We start from the raw sequence: 15,171 nt of genomic DNA on the forward strand, positions 1-15,171 counted from the left end.
GCAGGCGTAAGCTGCGCCGGTTTTCAACCATAGCGCAGACCTTCGTGAACAGACTTTCGAGTGACAGTTGTCGACCAGGCTTGGCCAGCTGACGCGCATCTCCATGCCGTTGCCTCGCCGAGCAAGCGAGAAGCGGCCTTTCGGTAGCGAACCGTCCTGGTTCCTGCCTGATCCCCCTTTTTTCGACGCTGATTCTGCGGGCAATCAAAGGGAGATTTACCATGCAAGCCCTCAACAATATCAATCTGGATTCCTTGATCGACACCGTGGTCAGCCTCAGTGCGGCCTTTATCCTGGGTGGGCTGATCGGCTTTGAGCGCCAGTTCCGCCAGCGCACGGCCGGGCTGCGCACCAATGTGCTGGTGGCGGTGGGGGCGGCGATCTTTGTCGACATGGCCAACCGCCTGGCCGGGGCCGAAGGGGCCGTGCGGGTAGTGGCGTATGTGGTGTCCGGGATTGGCTTTCTCGGCGCCGGGGTGATCATGCGCGAGGAGGGCAACGTACGCGGGCTCAATACCGCCGCGACGCTGTGGACTTCTGCCGCCGTGGGCGCCTGCGCCGGTGCCGACCTGATCCTCGAGGCGTTCCTGGGCACCTGTTTTGTGCTGGCGGCCAACACTTTGCTGCGGCCGATCGTCAACAACATCAACCGCCAGCCCCTGGACGTGGTGTCGGCGGAGGTCACCAACATCCTCTACGTGATTGCGCGGCGTGCCCAGCAGCAGGCGGTAATGGCTTTGCTGGAGTCGGAACTGGCGCGCTGTAACTACCCGGCCAGCGATGTCGATGTGCGGCCCTTTGGCAGTGAGGAAGTGGAGATCGAGGCCACCCTGGCGGCCAATTCGGTCGATGGTGATGAACTGGATGCCCTGGTGGCGCGGATCTCCCAGTCGACCCTGGTGGTGCAAGCCTTCTGGAGTCCCAGCACCACTGATTGACAACCCCCCTTTGTTCGGCTGGAAAAGCTGCCTCCCGTCATGGGGGGCGGTTTTTTTCGGTGATTTTGACTACGCTTTAGTGAGGATTAATCCTACATATGCGCCGGATTTTCCCTTCGGGCGAAACATCATTCCGTTGTTAATGTTGAGCCGTTGCACCTAACCAAATTCCGTTGAAACGTTCTGTGTAGACAGTACCGCTGGTCGGAACTGGTACTTCTCACAGGTACAGGGGTTTCGTGTGATGTGTAAGGGTATTGGCGCCCTGAAATGAGTGGTCGCCAATGAAGCAACTAAACAGTCGTGGTGTTCTGCCAGGGAGTCGCATGAGCAAAGCGCTAATTGTGGATGATCATCCGTTCATTCGTGCAACCGTCAAGTACCTGTTGCGCCAGGAGGGTTTCGAGAAGATTTTCGAGGCTGCCAATGGTGCCGATGCATTACAGATTGCCAGGGAGGAACGGCCAGACCTGGTCATTCTCGACCTGGCCATGCCCAAGCTGGGCGGGCTGGAAGTGATCAGCCGGATCAAGGCCTTGGGCCTGCCCTGCAAAATACTGGTCCTGACCTCCTATCTGGCGGTGTTTTTTTCGACGCGTTGCATGCGGGCCGGGGCGATGGGGTTTGTCGCGAAAACCGGCGAGCTGGATGAGCTACAAAAAGCCATCAAGGCCGTCATGTCCAACTACAGCTGCTTCCCCAGCCTGCCCACCAGTTCCGTACGCAAGGACGACTTGCAAACCACGGAACAGCAACTGGTAGAAGCACTCTCTGACCGGGAGTTGATGGTGCTACAGAAGTTGGCCCTGGGTTTGGGCAACAATGAAATCGCCAAGGACATGCTGTTGAGTCACAAGACCATCAGTACTTATAAAACCCGGTTGAAGGAGAAACTGCGTATGTCGTCGGTGGTGCACTTATCCAAGTTCGCCCAGCGTAATCATCTGATCTGACATGTCGAGATCTCTGGGGAAATGGCTCACCGCACTCTGGCTGGTGGGTCTGGCGCTCACCGTCAGTGTGGCTCAGGGTGAGCCACACCCACTGCGTTTGCTGGGGCACTCCACCCTTGACACGCTGCAAGTGAACCTGGATGAGGCGGACTGGCGCTGGCTGCGCGAGCGCCGCACATTGGTGATGGGGGTTTCCGCCCCCGACTATGTCCCCTTCGATGTGACGGGCAGCAACGGCGAACTGGAGGGGATCACCGCTGATTATGCGGCGCTGCTCGCTGAGCTACTCGGCATCCCGATCCAGGTGCAGTGTTACGAGCACCGGGATCGACTCATTGCAGCCCTTAAACGCGGCGAGGTGGACTTTGTAGGCACGGCCAATGGCTATGAGGCGGCGGACCCTCAGTTGGCGCTTTCGCGCTCGTACGCCAACGACCAGCCAACCCTGGTGACGCGTATTGATGACAGTCAGGCGCTGAGTGCCGATCTCGACGGTAAACGCCTGGCCATGCTCTCCCACTACATGCAGCCCGAGGTGGTAGCGGCCTTTTATCCCAATGCCTCCTTGCAGACCTACCCGTCGACTTTCGAGGCGATTGGGGCCGTGGCCTTTAGCCAGGCGGATGTCTATCTGGGCGATGCAATCAGCACCAACTATCTGATTAACAAGAACAACCTCAACAACGTGCGGATGGCGGACTTTTCCAGCTTGGAGGTCAACCCTTTCGCGTTCGCGCTTGCCCGGGACAATATCCGGCTGCTGCATATCATCAATGCGGCACTGGCGGTGATTCCGGCCGATGAACAGATGGAGATCCTGCGCCGCTGGAGTGCCGGTAATCTGGGGATCGTTGGCCGTGAACGCCTGCGTCTGAGCGACAGTGAACAGCGCTGGCTGGACAAGCATCCAAGGGTCAGGGTGACGGCACTCGACAAGTTCCTGCCGTTGTCGTTTTTCAATGATCGAGGGCAATTCCGGGGCTTGAGTGCCGATGTCCTGGCCCAGATCAGCCTGCGTACGGGCTTGAAGTTCGATGTGGTGCGCGCAGGTTCGTTGCCCCGTCAAATCCAGCAGGTCAGCGATGGCGAGGCAGAGATGATCGCGTTCATCACACCGAGTGTGGCTCGCGAGGAAAAGGTTCGTTTTTCCCGGCCCTATTTGAGCAACCCATTCGTGCTGATCACGCGTGACGATGGCAGCACACCGGTCACACTCGACGATATGGCGGGCAAGCGCCTGGCGGTCATTGGCAGTAGCGTGCAGCGGGAAATCATTAGCCGCGACTACCCCAACGTTCTGTTGGTGAACGTGGAGAATTCCGCGCAGGGCATGGCTTTGGTCGCCAGCGGGGGTGTCGATGCCACGGTCAACGCACTGATCATTGCGCGCTACATGATTGCCCATCAATACCGTGACCGCCTGCGCATCACCAGTACGGTGGGCTCGCAGCCGGCGCGAATCGCTTTTGGCGTGGGGCGCGGCCAATTGGAGTTGTATTCGATCCTGGACAAGGCGCTATTGAGCATCACCCCCCAGGAGATGGATGAGTTGACCAACCGCTGGCGCAGCGAGTTGTTGATCGATGACAGCTATTGGCTACGCCACCGCAACACGATTATCCAGGGCTTCTCCCTGGCCGCCGTGTTGTTGCTGATCACCCTGGGCTGGGCCATTTACCTGCGCAGCCTGATCCGCAAACGTGCCCAGGCCGAGCGCGCCCTGAGCGACCAGATGCGCTTTATGAGCGTGCTGATCGACGGTACGCCGCACCCGATCTACGTGCGTGATCGCCTGGGGCGGTTGATGGCCTGTAACAGCGCCTATCTCAATGTTTTCGGCTTCCGCCTTGAAGACGTGATCGGTAAGACCGTGATGGAGACCGACACGGGGAACCAGCCCCAGGCCCAGTCCTACCATGAAGACTACTTGCGCTTGATGGAGCGCGGCGAACCGCAGATTCACGACCGGGTACTCAAGGTGCCCGGCGGCGCGACCCTGACCATTTATCACTGGATGCTGCCGTACCGTGACGGGGACGAAAGGGTCGTGGGCATGATTGCCGGCTGGGTCGATGTCAGCGAGCGCCAGCGTTTGCTGGGGCAGTTGCAGGAGGCCAAGGAAGGGGCCGACGCCGCCAACCGCGCCAAGACCACCTTCCTGGCGACCATGAGCCATGAGATCCGCACGCCGATGAATGCGGTGATCGGCATGATCGAACTGGCCTTGAAAAATGCCGAGCAAGGGCGTATCGACCATGACGCCCTGGCAGTGGCTTCCGACGCTTCGCGCGGCATGCTGGAATTGATCGGCGATATTCTCGATATCGCGCGGATTGAATCCGGCCACTTGTCCCTGACCCTGGAGCCGTCGAACCTGCGCGAGCTGCTGGTTTCGGTGGGGCGAATCTTCGAAGGGCTGGCGCGCACCAAGGGCCTGGTGTTGCAGGTGGAGCTGGACCCGCTGGTCGATCGCTACGTGTTGATTGATCCGCTGCGCTTCAAGCAAGTGGTCTCTAACCTGTTGAGCAATGCCATCAAGTTCACCGCCCAGGGCCATGTGCGCTTGAGTGCCAGTGGCTCGCCGGCAGTTGCCAATGGTTACCTGAGCCTGCGGCTGGTGATAGAGGACAGCGGCATCGGGATCAGCGTCGAGGACCAGATGCGCCTGTTCAACCCGTTTATTCAAGGGCGTAACACTGACCAGTCGGCGCGTAGTGGCTCAGGGCTTGGGTTGGTGATCAGCCGCAGCCTGTGTGAAATGATGGGGGGCCAGCTGAAATTGAGCAGCGTGCTGGGGCAGGGCACACGGGTCGAGGTCACACTGCCATTGGCGGTGGCCACCTCGGCCAGCGCACCGTCCGAACCGGTTGCCCTGGAGGCGCCGCCAGCCCATGCGTTGAATATCCTGGTGGTGGACGACTACCCCGCCAATCGTCAATTGCTGACCCGCCAACTGAGTTTCCTGGGGCACCGGATCACTACCGCCAACGATGGTGTGCAGGGCCTGGAGCGTTGGCAGACCGAGCGTTTTGACGGGGTGATCACCGACTGCAACATGCCGCTGAAAAATGGCTATGAGCTGGCCCGAGACATCCGTGCCGATGAGCGGGCCCGCGGCTTGGCCCCTTGCCTGTTGCTGGGGTTTACCGCCAATGCGCAGCCGGAGGAAACCGAGCGTTGCCTGGCGGCGGGGATGGACGGCTGCCTGTTCAAACCCACCGGGCTTGAGGACCTGCATGCCGCACTGGCTTCTCGCACGGCCATGCCTTCGGTCAATGAGCCGGTGCAGGCCGACCCGGTCAAGGCCCTCGACTTGAGCCGCTTGTTGAAGCTGACCGGCTCCGACACGGGGGCCGTCAAGGAGCTGCTGGCACAACTGCTCGACAGCCTTGCTGCAGACCGTACGCAACTTCAGGCATTGCTTGAAAAACACGACTACGCCCAGCTACATGACCTGGCCCACAGGACCAAGGGCGGGGCGCGTCTGGTCGAGGCGCAGACCTTGGTGAACCACTGCGAAGCCCTGGAAGCGGCTTGTGAACAGCGCGATCCCGAGGCACTGGTTTGTGCAGTGGCGGCTGTGCAAGAGGCCATTGATCAATTGCATCAAGCCCTGACGGATTACTGCAACCAGGCATAGAGGCAGGTCCGGCGCAGGGAATTTGGGAGAACTCCTACATGTAGAGGGAACTACGCTGATTTTTTCGTCGAAATATGTCTGGAAAAGTAGGCCGCTCCTTCCTTCCGCGAGCGATGCCTGCTCAGGGACTTGCGATGCCAACCAAAGCACTGACCATCCTGATTGCCGATGAACGGCACCTGCAACGGTTGCACATCGAAAAAATGCTCAACCAGTTGGGCTATTACCGGATCGTCCCGGTGCAGACCTTCGATGAAGTGCTGATCCTGACGGATATCCCGGCTGAGCCATTTGACGTGTTGATTATCCATGCCGGCCTGGCCGCCGCCGCGGGCGGCGCATTGGCGTTCCAGCAGCAACATCCGCAGGTGCGCCATGTGCTGGTGTATGACGACCAGGACCTGGGGCCGCCTGCTTGCGTGGTGCCCCTGGCCCTGGTGCGTTTGCCGGGAGCGCCCGACAGCATCACCCTGGAACACTTTATGGACATCGTCGACCCGCCGTCACCGGCCAGTGGCTTGCGGGTCTTGCCCTGGCTGCGGGAGTTGGCGCGCAACCCGGCGGTTTAGCTCAGTCCCACTGCGGCGCAATACCCTTGGGGCTGGTCAGGCGATGGCCGCGCTCAAGGCCTTCGATTTGCGCCATATCGGCTTGGCTCAACGTCAGTTGCACAGCCTTGAGGTTGCTCTGCAGATTGGCGCGCTGGGTCGAGGACGGAATCACCGCATACCCCAGCTGCATGGCCCAGGCCAGGGCGACCTGTGCCGGTGTGGCCTGGTGGCGTGTGGCGATTGCCTGGATCACCGGGTCTTTCAGCACTTCGCCGTAGGCCAGGGTCATGTAGGACGTAATCTGGATACCGTGACGCGTGGCGAAATCCACCACCTTACGGTTTTGCAGGTAGGGGTGCAGCTCGATCTGGTGGGTGGCGATATTCTCGGCACCGACGGCGGCGATGGCTTCTTCCATCAGCGCTACGGTGAAGTTGGAGATGCCGATCTGCCGGGTCAGGCCCAGGCGCTTGGCTTCCAGCAACTGCCCCATGAACTCGGCGACGGGTACCTGGTTTTCTGGCGACGGCCAATGGATCAGGGTCAGGTCCAGGTAGTCGGTCTGGAGCTTGCGCAGGCTTTCATTGAGGCTGGGGATCAACTGGCCTTCGGCAAAATTGGCGATCCAGATCTTGCTGGTGATGAACAGTTCATCGCGGGGGATACCGCTGGCAGCGATGGCCTGGCCGACCTCGGCTTCATTGTCGTAGATCTGCGCGGTGTCGATGACCCGGTAGCCGAGATCGAGGCCGGTGCTGACGGAATCGATGACCACCTGGCCCTGCAGGCGGAAAGTGCCAAGGCCGAATGCGGGAATAGACATGTGTGACTCCTGTTGTGGCATGGACAATGGCGTTGAGTATCGGCTGCCGGCGCCAGGCGAAACACCCATGCTTGTTCAAATGACTCTTGACCAGAAGTCATGAGTGGCCCGCGCCTACAGGGTGTTGAGCTCGTGGGCCAACTCCAGCACCACTTTGCCGCTGCCGACAGTGGGCACCAGGTGCGTAAACGGGATATCGATCATGCGGTTTTCCCGCACCGCCCGCAGGCGCGACAGCACCGGGTCGCGGGTCAGCAACTGGCGTTTGCGGCTGGCAGGGGACCACACGGCGTCGGCCAGCAGGATCACATCCGGGTCGCTCATCAATAACGTCTCACTGCTGACCGTGACCCGGTACTGGTTGATCCCAGCCAATATATTGTGCGCTCCGGCAGCCGCCAGCAGGGTGGTGACGAAACCTTGCCGTCCTTCGCTGTCCAGGCCGTTGACTTCACTGTCGAGGTAAAACACCGACAGGGGTTTGGCGGGCTTGGCCAATGCCTGGGCGCTGGCCAGGTCGGCGTCCAGGGCGTCAATCAGCTCGCGGGCCCGCTGCGGTGTATGCAGCAGCTTGCCCAGGGTCAGCAAGTCATTGCGAATGTGCCCGAAGTAATCCAGGGAATGCCCGGCACACGCCGATTCCAGCAGATACGAAGCCACGCCATTACCCGCCAGCCCGGTGCGTGAAGTAATGCCGCTGCCAAAAGCCGTGGCAAAGCCGCCCACTACCAGGTCCGGCTGTTGCCCGTACAGCACCTCGCTGGCCGGGTAGCGCGGAGCAATCACCGGCACAGCGAAATATGTGCTCTGCTTATGCGCGGCGCCGTTGTCATCCAGGTACGCCACGCCCACCAGCGCCGGGCCGGCCTCCAGGGCCAGTAGCATATCGGCGGCGTGCTGGTTGAGGGCGACAATCCGCGCCGGCGGCGTATGGGGCAGGTGCCACTCCTGTTGGCAATTGCGATAACTGTCCGCCAGGGCCGAGGCGCTGCACACCAGGGCGATGGCAAATCCTCCCAAGCGTTTCATGGGCGCTCCCGGATCAATAACTCTTCGAGCACCTCGCCGCCCACCAGGTGCACATCCACCAGGCGTACGGCATCGGCCTTGCTGCGCACCCCGTACCAGCAGCGCTCCGGGTACACCGTGAGCACCGGCCCCAGGTTGCAGGGGAACTGGCAATGGGTGCGGGTCAGCAGCACGCCGCCGGGCACTTCGATGTGCTGGTGCTCCAGCAGCCGTCGGCGCAGGGTTTTCCAGATCTGCAGGGCGCCGCGCTGGGTGCAGCGCGGGCCGGTGCACAGCAGCACATGGCGGGCATGCTCGGGGATATGGGACCAGTCGGGGTGGCTGTCCACCCCGTCGATTTGTGTGATTTCAGTCATCAGAAGCGATACGTGTAACGCACCTCCGTGGTGAACGGCCGGCCCAGGTTGTCGACATTGCTGGAGCGGCTGGTGACATAGTCGCGGTCGAACAGATTCTCTACCAGCAGGCTCACGCGGTGTTGGTGGGCGTTGTCGAGGTAGCGGTAGGCATCGGCGTCCACCACCGAATAGTGGCCGTATTCGACTCTTTTCGAGCTGATCACATCGTGGATATAGCGGATGGCCGCGCCGGCGCCCCACAGGCGATTCTGCGACTCGAAACCCACCCGTGAACGGGCGAAGAAGCTTGGCACATCATTGAGAGTGACGCCGGCGCGCGACTCGGTCAGGTTGCGGGTCATGTCCGCCTGCAGGCTCCACTGGTGGTTGAGCGCCAGCTTGGCGTCGGCCTCGAAGCCACGCACCTGGATCTGCCCCTGGCCGTTGACCCAGTGGCTATCGTCGAGGGTGATCAGGTCGGTGATCTTGCGCTTGAACAGGGTCACGCTGGCGCTGAACTCGCGGTCGGCCAGCAGGCCCTTGTAGTCCAGGCCCAGCTCGGCGTTGCGGCTTTTTTCCGGCTTGAGGTTACGGTTGCCGATCTCGTCGCCGGGTTCATTGACAAACAATTGCTCGGCATTCGGCAGCTTGTAGGCGCTGCCGTACTGGCCGCGCAGGGCCCAGTTGGCATTGAGGTCGTAGAGCGAGGTGAGCATGCCGACCGTGGCACTGTCGCCGCCGCTCATGGTTTCGTGGCGCAGGCCGATGCTCGGGTGCCAGTCGGGCAGGGCGTCGATCTGCGGTCGCAGTTGGCTGTACAGGGCGTGGGCTTCGGCCTTGTTGTTGTCGATGATCAGTACATCGTCCTGGCCCTTGAACCACTGGTTGTCGGAGCCGAACACCAGCACATGGCCGCCTTCAAGCTCAGCCTTGCCTTCGGCCTGCACGCCCCAGTCGGTGAACCCCCAGTAGTCATCGTGGTTACGCACCACGGTGCCGCCGTCGGCGGTGTTGTTGACCCGCGAGTAACGCGTGTCCCAATCGTTGATATGGCCCTTGACGAAGTAGCTCAGCCGCTCATTGAGGCGTTGCTCGTAGGTCGCCGTGGCGATCTGTTGCACGCGGTCGTTGGTGGTCTTGCGGTTGTTGGTGGCGCCGGCGAAGTCCAGGTTGGCGTCGGAGTACTGGTAGAACAGCTCCAGGCGCGAATCATCGCCCAGGGACTGGATGGCCTTGGCGCCGAAGGTGGTGACTTCGTAGGAGCGTTTCTTGTCGCTGACGTTGCTCATGTCACGGTTGCGAAACGGATGGTAACCCTCGGACACGTTGTGGCTGACGTACGCCAGCAGGCCCAGGTCGCCCAGGCCGTTAGTGAAAATCCGCTCGGCCCGGGCATCGCCGGTGGTGCCGCCAAAGGTATCGACGCCCAGGTTGGTTTCGCCGGACACGTCACGGGTCTGCGGGCTGCGCGTGACGATATTGATCACACCCGCCACCGCCTGGGTACCGAACAACAGGCTCTGGCCGCCCTTGAGCACTTCGATGCGCTCCACGGCGTTGGCCGGCAGGGTGTCCAGGTACAGGCCGCCGTACAGGCGGTTGTTCAGGCGCACGCCGTCGAGCAGGATCAGGGTGTCGTCATTGCGCCCGCCTAGCAGGGAGTAGGTGCCGTAGTCGAAGGGGCCGTTTTTCGGCGCGACATAAAAGCCGGGAATAAACATCTGCATCGCCCGGGTGATATCGGCGCTGGGGCCGGCGCGTTCGATCTGTTCGCGGCTGACAATCTCGACTTTGCTGCCGTACTGGGCCATATCGGCCACGGTGGTGGATTCCACCGACGGCGCAGAGACGATCTGCTGGTTGAGCACCAGGGCTGTGTCATCGGCGAGCAGCAGCGGGCTGAACAGGCAACCCAGGAGCAGGGTCGGGCCAGAGGTAGAGGAACGTTGGAAAATCATAGTCTTCTCGAAAGTATCTTCGCAGAAGCACGCAGGAGAAGGCACCGGGCACACACCGATACCGGCCCATGCCCGCCCACCGCAGGATTATGCCAAACAGAAATTCCAGGCCGGTCTCCGGGCTCTCGCGTATCGAACCCTTCACCTTCCCATGGCGCTCTGGCCACAGTGGTGTGTCGAAGGGGTCACGCGAATACCGTTGCGGGGGCAGCACCGGACTTGCTCGAACGAGCGTACCGGTTTCCCGTTTCACCCTATGCACGGCGGCATAAGGCACCTGAAACAGGGCGGCATCTGAACATTCGCAGGCCCTTTCGTCAATCTGGCGCAGCGATTGTGCAGTGCCGCCAGTGTGCTGATGCTCAGCGGTTTGCCGCGGTGGCGCCGGTGCGGGGCGGGAAATACACGGGGTAGTAGGAGAAGAGCACATATTCGAGCGGGTTGCGGATCAGGGAAATACCCGTGCGGTCCTTGACCGTGTCCACGCTGTCGTATTGGGCGTAGGTGTCACTCACCAGTTTTGGGCCTTTCTGCGTCCCATGCATCTGGATGCCGGTCTTGAACTCGGCGGTGACCAGTTCGGGGCTTGGGGTCACGGTCACGGTGCCCACGAAGGCCTTTACCGGCTTGTTGATCAGCCGCTGGAACTCGGCGGCGAAGGAGTTCTCGGCGCCATTGCCGGAGTAGCAGACAAGCAAGCGAACGTTGTCGAACTGGCTGGGATCAATGCCTTTGGCGAGCAAGTGGGCATGCAGTTGCTCGGCGGTATGCTCAGCACCGTCATACAGGATGGTCGAGCTTTTACCGGACAGTTGTTCCCTGAAGCTGAGGTCGCGACCATGAGCGTTGATGTTGAGCCGAGGTTTGCCTTTGTATTCATCTTCAAAGCTGAACAGGTTGCCTTTGATCAGTTGCATCTTTTGCATGTTGCCCTTCATCACGATCAGGCGCCGGACCTTTTCGCCATTCGGCGCCTCGATGATGCTGTTGTGGCTGCCACTGCGCAGCGCTGCCTGGGTCACCTCCGGCGTCGGTGGGGGATCGACCGGCCTGCGTGAGGAGCGTGCTCGAGAGTGGGTCACCAGCATTGCAAAGTTGAGCAGCAAATCCGCCATGGCCGTTTCTTTGTCCGGCGTGGCGTTGTCCGCCAGCGTTTGCAGGTCGCTGAGAATGCCCTGGAACTGCAGCGCCGTGCCAATGGCAGCGCCGGGGCCGCGCAGGGCCGGCAGTACCGCGTTGAGCAACAGATAGCCGCCTTCCTTGAGCGTTGCCCAGCGGCTTTCGGCGTCGGAGACAGATTGTTGTTCGGCCATGCTGATCACGCCCTGGGCATTGGCGTCGTACAGGTGGTTCATCAATTGCCCGGTTTGCAGTTTGGCCTTCAGGGCATCGGCAGCGGCATAGCCGCCCACCGCCAGTGTGGGCGCAGCGGGAACGGTTTCTCCGTCGCCCACGCCAAACAGGCTGGTGGTCCGGGTGGAGGGCTCCTTGAAACTCCATGCCTTGTAGTAGTCGCGGGTCGCGTTGTCGGGAAACCAGGCCAGGATGTCGTTTTGCAGGCGCCCCGGTTGCTGGATGGCCTCCAGCAAGGCCTGGCGGGTGGGGAATTGCAGCAGCGGTGCGTCGGCGATCAATGGGCGGTAGAGAATATGCGGGCCGCCGCTGCTGTCCTCGGGTTCGATCAGGTACATGTTGTCGACCACCTCGGGTGTGGCGCCTGGCCCGGCAATGAACGCCAGCGGGCGGACGACGATCTCTTTGCCATCGACGGTCTGCGCACCGGGTTGCGGGTTGACGGCCGCCTGCACGTAGCGCAACCCTGTGGTATCGACCCCCGATTGTTTGTTAACCGCCAGCTCCAGGGCCTTGATCTGCAGTTCCACGCGGACTTGCTGGGCAAACAGGGACTGGCGTTGGGCTTTTTTGACGGGATCGTCCAGCAGTTCGCGTTTGAGCAGCTCGGGGTAGCTTTTACCCACGTCGACCTTCTCGATCAGTTTCTGCAGTTCGCCATCCTTTTCCAGCTCCGGAACCCGCGTGTTACCCGGTTTGAGATAAACCTCCACGTCGCGGCTGGGCAGCCCCGACAGGTTTTTCAGGAGCACATCGGTCATGCTCATGCGTTCGCGATGGAGACTGCCGCTGACCACCCCACCTGGCGAGTTGCCGCCGACGGGCACCTTGAACACCACCTCCAGGTTTTTCGCCGGGTGGCTCACCGCCTTCAGTTGATCGAAAGCCTGTTCGGCAAAGGGCCGGATATCCGGGATATCGCTGTTGTAGGTCCGCCCTTTATTGCGCTGGGTGATACTCGCCAGTTGCAGGCTCAGTTCACGCAAGACAACACGCTCGGCCTCGGTGGCGTTGCTGACCCAACTGGGCATCTTGCGTGAAGGCTGATCCAGTGTGTCCAGGTTCAGCCAGCTGGGGTCGGGAGCAAGGCTGTTATCCAGACGCTGAGTGATCACCGTCTCGGCCTGGGTCTGGAAAGCATTGCCGTCGACCTTACGCAAGGTGTTGAGAAGCCGTTGTTCAGGGGCCTGCGCTTTGAGCTGTCGCTCCCGTGCCGCGTTGAACGCCGCGTAGGAGTCATAGGGGGTGACTTTGCCGCTGGGTTCGCACAGCAGCAGAATCGTGCGCTCGCCGACATGGCGCTGAATCAGCAGGTTGGCTGAAGTGGACTCTATCGCGCCCTGGTTGGGCTCTGAAATGCTGCCGAGGTTGAATACCGTCACCTCGGCACTGTCGTTGGAGCTTGGGCGCGTCGATCCGTTGGGGTAGCGCACCACCAGGTCCAGGGTTTCGCGCTGCAGATCGTCCAGGCCCGGCTGCTTGAGTAGGGCCAGTCGCAGGTTGTCCCGTAACAGGTTACTGATCAGTGTCCGGCGACTGCCGGCAAACGGGCTGAGGCTTGCACGGGTGGGGGCGCCGAAGGCGGGCTGGTCCCAATAGTTGGATACGTCGGTTGTCAACGCCTGCGCCAGTTGGCCTGGCAGCGCACGGAATGCGCTTTGGATCGCGCCCATGTCAACGGCGAGTGGGGTGTCCGGGGTGTTGCCGGTATGGGTCAGGACGTCTGGGCGGGTGTCGACCAGTTTGCTGTTGGCGGGCAAGTCGGGGACCGCACCGTCTACCAGGTATTCCAGGGCCAGCGTCGTCAGCGGCTTGCGTTTGAACTGACCCGGGTTGTCCGGGTCGGGCTGGGCCAAGTCGACCTGATTGATGTCGAAGTCCAGCCCGGGTGATGCACTCTTTATGGCGTCCGTCAGCAGCCGTCCCACGACCGCTTGCAAACCGGGCTCGCCGGCAAACTGCTGTCTGGCAATCTCGGCGGTCGGGGAGCGGCGGGGAGGGATGGTGATGGGTTTATCGGCGGCAGCTTGCTGATCGAGTTGTTGTTTGACGGCCAGTTGGTTTTGCTTGACCTCCCGTGATCGCGGGTCGTGCGCAGCGTTGGTCAACGCGCTGAAGCCGTTGCGATTGAGGGCCGAGCTCTGCTTGAGCACGCCTTGCAGGCTGGGATCCGCTGGCGGCTCGCCATAGAAACTCAGAACCTGGCCCAGGCTTGCGGTTTCAACGTTGAAGCACGGTACGAGCGCCCCGGTTCCGGCACTCAGTTTTTTCGCCAGCGCCACTATGGCCGGGGCCACCTGCGCCCAGCCTGACGAGTCATCGTGCGTGAACATCTTGGGCGGCGCATCGGAGCCTTTGGGGCTGCGGACCAGCAGGTTGCCGGTGGTCGGGTCCACCCTGAGGTTGGCAACGACCAGGTTGTTTTTTTCGACGAAATCCAAAAAAGCCTCACTGGAGAGGGCTTCGTTAAATGCCTTGAATGTTTGGGCCAGTGTCGAAAGGGGCGGCAGTTCCAGAAACAGGCGCCTGGCAGGGGGCAGGGCAGCAGCGGGGCGCGTTTCTTTGCGCAGCGTCAGCAGGGCTGTCGCGGTGTTCTGCGCCAACTCCCGGTCAGCCTCATCAACCTGCGCGGACGGCGTTTGCTCAAGAGGCACTGAGGCGGGTTCTTTGGCGAGGACCTCTGCGGTTTGGCGTTGCTGTTCGACGATATGTGCAGCTTGCAGGCTATTGGTGTTTGCCGGCAGGAGGGAGGGAAACGATTGCTGGGTCAGCAACTGCTCGATTGAGGCTGACCGCTGGCTTTTGGTGCTGTAGGCGTCATGGCCGTAGAAGTCGCCGATCAGCGCCAGCGGAGCACTGTGTTCCCCGGTATGCGCGAAGGAGTGCTCAGCGCTGGGTTCCAGTGCTCTTGCTGCAGCGGCAACGTCTGCGGATGCCGCTTCCCACCCGGGGGTGTATTTCGAGAAGTGGCCAGACGCACCGCGAATTTCGAAGTCCAGCGACGCTGAGCTGGGGGTCCAGGTAAAGTTTTGCGTATTGATGGTGTTGTTTTTGGCAAATGTTGCAAAAGGCTCTGCTTTCAAGGCGTCGTTGAATTTTTTCCAGGCCCTGCCGAATGTGGAGTAGGGCGGGATGTTGTTAACGGTCATTTTGCTCGGGTCGAAGTCTGCAGCAGGCTCGTTGGATGTCTCGTGAAAGGCCAGGGTCAGGGCGTACTGTTTCGCCAGTTCGCGGTCACTGTCTTGCACAAGTTGCCGGGCATTCTCCAGTTCGTGGGCAGTCACATCCACGGGGTCGCGCCGGGATCGACTTGACGAGTGGGCTGCGCCCGATTCCGGCGGGGGTTCTGCGAAGGAGCGTGTGGCATTGGAAAAACTAGGTAGGCGTGATTCGATAGAATTCATGGACACGTCCTTGAAAATAAGGGGGGGATGATTCTTTGAACGCAGTGATTCAGCGGCCAGGGCAATGACTGGGTGATGAGCGACGAGCATCAGTTCCGCTGCAGGTTGTAAGCGCCTTCAAGTGCGATCCACAGGGGCTGGTTTACGGCGTGTGGGCGGCCTACAGTGGCGCGACTTGCCTGGA

The 15,171-nt window shown here is 61.2% G+C and carries 9 protein-coding genes and 1 riboswitch; of the genes, 4 read left to right on the plus strand and 5 right to left on the minus strand.

Going from position 1 to position 15,171, the window contains the following annotated elements:
• Nucleotides 1–221 precede the first annotated feature (221 nt).
• The 4 genes from PSH80_RS10010 to PSH80_RS10025 all read left to right on the plus strand — a co-directional run bounded on the left by PSH80_RS10010 (nucleotide 222) and on the right by PSH80_RS10025 (nucleotide 6,100).
• Nucleotides 222–938 (plus strand): MgtC/SapB family protein, encoded by a 717-nt coding sequence (locus PSH80_RS10010; RefSeq protein ID WP_057444753.1) that lies wholly within the window; start codon nucleotides 222–224, stop codon nucleotides 936–938.
• Between the two features lie 326 nt (nucleotides 939–1,264).
• Nucleotides 1,265–1,891, plus strand: coding sequence for a response regulator transcription factor (locus PSH80_RS10015; protein WP_057439085.1), 627 nt, complete (start codon nucleotides 1,265–1,267; stop codon nucleotides 1,889–1,891).
• A gap of 1 nt (nucleotide 1,892) precedes the next feature.
• Nucleotides 1,893–5,531 carry a transporter substrate-binding domain-containing protein gene (locus PSH80_RS10020; protein WP_057959181.1) on the plus strand — a complete coding sequence of 1,213 codons (3,639 nt, stop codon included), beginning with the start codon at nucleotides 1,893–1,895 and terminating at the stop codon, nucleotides 5,529–5,531.
• A gap of 134 nt (nucleotides 5,532–5,665) precedes the next feature.
• On the plus strand, nucleotides 5,666–6,100 hold the full coding sequence (locus PSH80_RS10025; protein ID WP_120732520.1) for a chemotaxis protein CheY: 435 nt from the start codon (nucleotides 5,666–5,668) through the stop codon (nucleotides 6,098–6,100).
• Nucleotide 6,101: 1 nt separating this feature from the next.
• On the opposite strand, the gene dkgB is transcribed toward PSH80_RS10025, so the two are convergent.
• The 5 genes from dkgB to PSH80_RS10050 form a co-directional block, all read right to left on the minus strand.
• A complete protein-coding gene (dkgB, locus tag PSH80_RS10030; RefSeq protein WP_120732522.1) occupies nucleotides 6,102–6,905 on the minus strand; it encodes a 2,5-didehydrogluconate reductase DkgB in 804 nt (267 codons plus the stop codon).
• A gap of 114 nt (nucleotides 6,906–7,019) precedes the next feature.
• Nucleotides 7,020–7,934, minus strand: coding sequence for an ABC transporter substrate-binding protein (locus tag PSH80_RS10035; RefSeq protein ID WP_200656889.1), 915 nt, complete (start codon nucleotides 7,932–7,934; stop codon nucleotides 7,020–7,022).
• Complete coding sequence (locus PSH80_RS10040) at nucleotides 7,931–8,290, minus strand: ferredoxin (RefSeq protein WP_057439082.1); 360 nt, start codon at nucleotides 8,288–8,290, stop codon at nucleotides 7,931–7,933. The genes PSH80_RS10035 and PSH80_RS10040 overlap by 4 nt, the downstream gene beginning before the upstream one ends.
• Nucleotides 8,290–10,230, minus strand: a complete 1,941-nt coding sequence (locus tag PSH80_RS10045) for a TonB-dependent siderophore receptor (protein ID WP_305420058.1) — start codon at nucleotides 10,228–10,230, stop codon at nucleotides 8,290–8,292. Before PSH80_RS10045 ends, PSH80_RS10040 begins: the two co-directional genes overlap by 1 nt.
• Nucleotides 10,231–10,320: 90 nt before the next feature.
• A riboswitch (cobalamin riboswitch) is annotated at nucleotides 10,321–10,526 on the minus strand.
• A gap of 66 nt (nucleotides 10,527–10,592) precedes the next feature.
• Nucleotides 10,593–14,873, minus strand: coding sequence for a hypothetical protein (locus tag PSH80_RS10050; protein ID WP_305420060.1), 4,281 nt, complete (start codon nucleotides 14,871–14,873; stop codon nucleotides 10,593–10,595).
• Nucleotides 14,874–15,171: the final 298 nt, after the last annotated feature.

This window comes from Pseudomonas sp. FP818, assembly GCF_030687335.1.
Lineage (GTDB): Bacteria > Pseudomonadota > Gammaproteobacteria > Pseudomonadales > Pseudomonadaceae > Aquipseudomonas > Aquipseudomonas shahriarae.

Excerpts from the sequence above, each read along its gene's own strand:
- PSH80_RS10010 (WP_057444753.1), top strand. The coding sequence starts at position 222 with ATGCAAGCCCTCAACAATATCAATCTGGATTCCTTGATCGACACCGTG.
- PSH80_RS10015 (WP_057439085.1), top strand. The coding sequence starts at position 1,265 with ATGAGCAAAGCGCTAATTGTGGATGATCATCCGTTCATTCGTGCAACC.
- PSH80_RS10020 (WP_057959181.1), top strand. The coding sequence starts at position 1,893 with ATGTCGAGATCTCTGGGGAAATGGCTCACCGCACTCTGGCTGGTGGGT.
- PSH80_RS10025 (WP_120732520.1), top strand. The coding sequence starts at position 5,666 with ATGCCAACCAAAGCACTGACCATCCTGATTGCCGATGAACGGCACCTG.
- dkgB (WP_120732522.1), bottom strand. The coding sequence starts at position 6,905 with ATGTCTATTCCCGCATTCGGCCTTGGCACTTTCCGCCTGCAGGGCCAG.
- PSH80_RS10035 (WP_200656889.1), bottom strand. The coding sequence starts at position 7,934 with ATGAAACGCTTGGGAGGATTTGCCATCGCCCTGGTGTGCAGCGCCTCG.
- PSH80_RS10040 (WP_057439082.1), bottom strand. The coding sequence starts at position 8,290 with ATGACTGAAATCACACAAATCGACGGGGTGGACAGCCACCCCGACTGG.
- PSH80_RS10045 (WP_305420058.1), bottom strand. The coding sequence starts at position 10,230 with ATGATTTTCCAACGTTCCTCTACCTCTGGCCCGACCCTGCTCCTGGGT.